This window comes from Streptomyces sp. E11-3, from assembly GCF_046540415.1.
In the GTDB taxonomy this organism is placed as follows: domain Bacteria; phylum Actinomycetota; class Actinomycetes; order Streptomycetales; family Streptomycetaceae; genus Streptomyces.
In genome coordinates this window covers 1-3386 of sequence record NZ_JAZGRL010000036.1, presented here as the reverse complement: position 1 = coordinate 3386, position 3386 = coordinate 1, and the positions used below count along the sequence as shown (strand labels likewise).

General features: G+C 72.0%; 2 protein-coding genes. Both read right to left on the bottom strand.

The genetic code is table 11. The features are described 5' to 3' along the window. Positions 1–96 precede the first annotated feature (96 nt). Complete coding sequence (locus U9R90_RS34520; protein ID WP_411061301.1) at positions 97–1728, bottom strand: N-acyl-D-amino-acid deacylase family protein; 1632 nt, start codon at positions 1726–1728, stop codon at positions 97–99. A 95-nt stretch (positions 1729–1823) separates the two neighbouring features. Further along, a complete protein-coding gene (locus tag U9R90_RS34515; RefSeq protein ID WP_411061300.1) occupies positions 1824–3101 on the bottom strand; it encodes an amino acid deaminase in 1278 nt (425 codons plus the stop codon). Positions 3102–3386: the final 285 nt, after the last annotated feature.

Genomic DNA, 3386 nt, shown 5'->3' with positions numbered 1-3386 from the left:
GTGGGTGGGGACGTGAGGTGCGCCACCTGGGGCGGTCGGCGGCGGTCAGTGGCGGTCGGCGGCGGTCGTGGGGGGCAGTGGTGGTCAGGGCTGTGGTCAGGGCTTCGGCGTACCGGGCTTCGGTGTACGCCGTACCGCCCGGCCCGCCAGGACGTTCGTACGCCGCCCGTCCGCGACCACGAACCGCCCGTCGATCAGCACGTACGGAATGCCGACGGGCCCCGTGCGCGGCGCGTCGAAGGTGGCTCCGGCCGCGACCGTGGCCGGATCGAAGAGCACCAGATCGGCCCGGTACCCCTCCCGGACCAGCCCCCGGTCGGGGAGCCGCAGCCGCGCCGCGGGCCGGGCGGTCAGATGGGCGACCATCTCCTCCAGCGGCAGCACGCCCAGGTCGCGCGCGTACCGCCCGAGGTAGCGCGGGAACGTCCCGTACGCGCGGGGGTGCGGCTTGGCGCCCTGCAGAATCCCGTCCGACCCGCCGGTGTGGACCCGGTGCCGCATGATCGCCCGTACGTTCTCCTCGTGCCCGACGTGCTGCAGGATCGTCACGCCGAGCCGGTCCTCGATCAGCAGCCGCCGCGCGACGTCCCAGGGCGCCTCGCCCCGTCGGGCGGCGGCCTGGGCGACGGTCTCGCCGATGTACTCGGCCAGCGGGGTGTGCTGGGTGCCGGAGATCTCGATCGTCTCCCACTCGATCGGCACGCCGTGGCACCCGTCCGACCCGACCGCTTCCAGCTCGTACCGGATGCGCTCGGCGACCGCGCCGTCCCGCAGGCGCGCCAGTACCGCTTCCGGGCCGCCCTCGTTCGCCCAGCTGGGCAGCATCGCGACGAGCGTCGTACAGCCCGGTGTGTAGGGGTACGTGTCGAGCGAGATGTCCGCCCCGTCGTCGAGCGCGGTGTCGATCAGCGCGAGGAGCTCCGCCGCGCGTCCCTTGTTCACGCCGAAGTTCATGGTGGCGTGGGCGAGATGGAGCGCGCAGCCCGCGTCGCGGGTGAGGTCCACCATGTCCGCGTACGCCTCCAGCGCGCCCGCGCCGTACGAGCGGTGGTGCGGGCAGTAGAACCCGCCGAACCTCGCCACCACCCGGCACAGCTCGCCGAGTTCGCGGTCGTCGGCGTACATCCCCGGCGTGTACGTCAGCCCCGACGACATGCCGACGGCGCCCTGCGCCATGCCCTCGGCGACCAACTCGCGCATCCGGTCCAGCTCTTGGGGCGTTGCGGGGCGGTCGTCCCACCCCATGGCGTACATCCGTACCGTGCCCTGCGGGATCAGGTAGGCGGCGTTGACGGCGATGCCTTCGCCGTCGAAGTTGCGGTCGAGGCGGTCGAGGTACTCGCCGACGGTCCGCCAGTCGAAGTCGATGCCTTCGCCGTCGCCGTTCCAGCCGGTGATGGTCTGGCGGACCTGGGTGAGGGTGCGGTCGTCGACGGGGGCGTAGGAGAGGCCGTCCTGGCCGATGACCTCCAGGGTTACGCCCTGGGCGACCTTGGCGCTGTGGTCCGGGTCGCGGAGGAGGGTGAGGTCGGTGTGGGCGTGCATGTCGATGAAGCCGGGGGACAGGGCGAGTCCGGTGGCGTCCAGGGTGTTCGGGCCGCTTGGGCGCGGCCCGTCGCCCTCGCGGTGGATCTCGGCGATCCGGCCGCGCCGGAGGGCGACGTCGGCGCGGTAGGAGGGCTCGCCGGTGCCGTCGATGACGTGGGCGTCGCGGATGACGAGGTCCATGGTGGGGTGCCGTTTCTGCGGGACGGGCTGAACCTTTCAGCCCGTCCGGCGTTTGAGGACACGCCCGGAGGGCGTTCGGTCGTCTGAACCAGCCGTCAGAAGTACGTCCGCACGTAGTCCACGACTGTCCCGTCCCCCTCCACCAGCGGAATCAGCTGCCACTTGTCGAACGACGTACACGGGTGGGACAACCCGAGACCCACCCAGTCCCCGACCTCCAGCTCAACCCCCGGCTCCGTACGCAGCCACGCGTGCTGATCGGAGAGCGCCGTCACGGCGAGCCCCGTGGCGTCGCGGACCGCTCCCGTACGCGCGTCCCGTACCACCTGCGCCTCAGGTAGATCGAGATCATGCGCCGCATCCCGCTTCCCCGCGTTGACGAACGCCTGGTCCGGCGCGGGCCGGGACACCACCTGGGCCCAGAGCCGGAACGCGGGCTGCAGCGCGCCCTCGGACGGGATGCGGTTGAAGGGGGTCCGGCGCCGGTACTGCCCGTCATCGTGCGAGACATACGCCCCGGAGCGCAGCAACTTCAGCGCAGGCGCCGACATCTCAGGAATCTCCGCGAAGACGTCAGCGACCGCGTCGAACCACTCGCTGCCCCCCGCGCTGACCACGATCTCGTCGAGGTCCTTGAAACGGCCCTCCGTGTCGAGGTCGACGGCGAGCGCGACGAGGCGGCGCAGCCAGGCGCGTACCCGCTCGTCGTCGGCGTCGGGAACCGGCGCCTCGTACCCCGCGACGCCCACCAGACGCAGCGTGTCCGCCGCCGCCACGGCGTTGGCGATCTCCAGGCACTCGGCCTCGGTACGCACTCCGGTACGCGCCCCCTCGCCCGCGCCGAGCTCGATCACGACGTCGACCGGGCGGGTGGCTCCCGCGTCCCGTAGCGCGGTGTGCATCAGCTCGACACCGCGCGCCGAGTCGACGTAGCAGATCAGACGGAACTCCGGATCGGCCGTGAGCTCGCCCGCCAGCCAGTGCAGGGCCACCGCGTCCACCAACTCGTTGGCGAGGAAGATCCGTTCCACCCCGAAGGCCCGCGCGACCCGTACCTGATGCGGCACGGCGACCGTGATCCCCCACGCCCCGTACTCGATCTGCCGGGCGAAGAGCTGCGGCGCCATGGACGTCTTGCCGTGCGGCGCGAAGGCCAGCCCGTGCCGCTCGGAGTACGTTTCCAGCAGCGCGAGGTTGTGCTCGACGCGTTCGGCGGAGAGGGCCAGTACGGGTGTGGTGAAGCCCCCGGTGAAGAGGTTCCGGCGCTGGGCGGCCAGCTCGCCTACGGTCAGTCCTTCGGCGTCCGGTGGCAGGCCCTTGAAGCGGAAGTCCACGCGCTCGCCGGCGAGTTCCGGGGGTACCGCTGCTGCCATCAGGCCTCCTCATGCCGCCCTGCACAAGGCGTTGCATCCTCTGCAACGCTCATTGCGCCTATCGCTGCCCCGTGTCTAACATCCGGCCCAACGCCGGGTCAACGGACCCCGGCGCACCCACGAGGAGCCCCACCGTGACCGCGACCGAGAGCGCTGAGGCCGTCGAGGGCGTCGAGGCCGTCGAGGTTGTCGCCCTCGGCGAGTCCATGGTCGCGTTCCGTCCCGCGCAGCCTGGCTTCCCTGCCCAGTCCGGCCTCCCCGCCCAGTCCGGCCTCCCCGCCCCGC

Coding starts and splice junctions, on each gene's coding strand:
- U9R90_RS34520 (WP_411061301.1), bottom strand. CDS start 1,728: ATGGACCTCGTCATCCGCGACGCCCACGTCATCGACGGCACCGGCGAG.
- U9R90_RS34515 (WP_411061300.1), bottom strand. CDS start 3,101: ATGGCAGCAGCGGTACCCCCGGAACTCGCCGGCGAGCGCGTGGACTTC.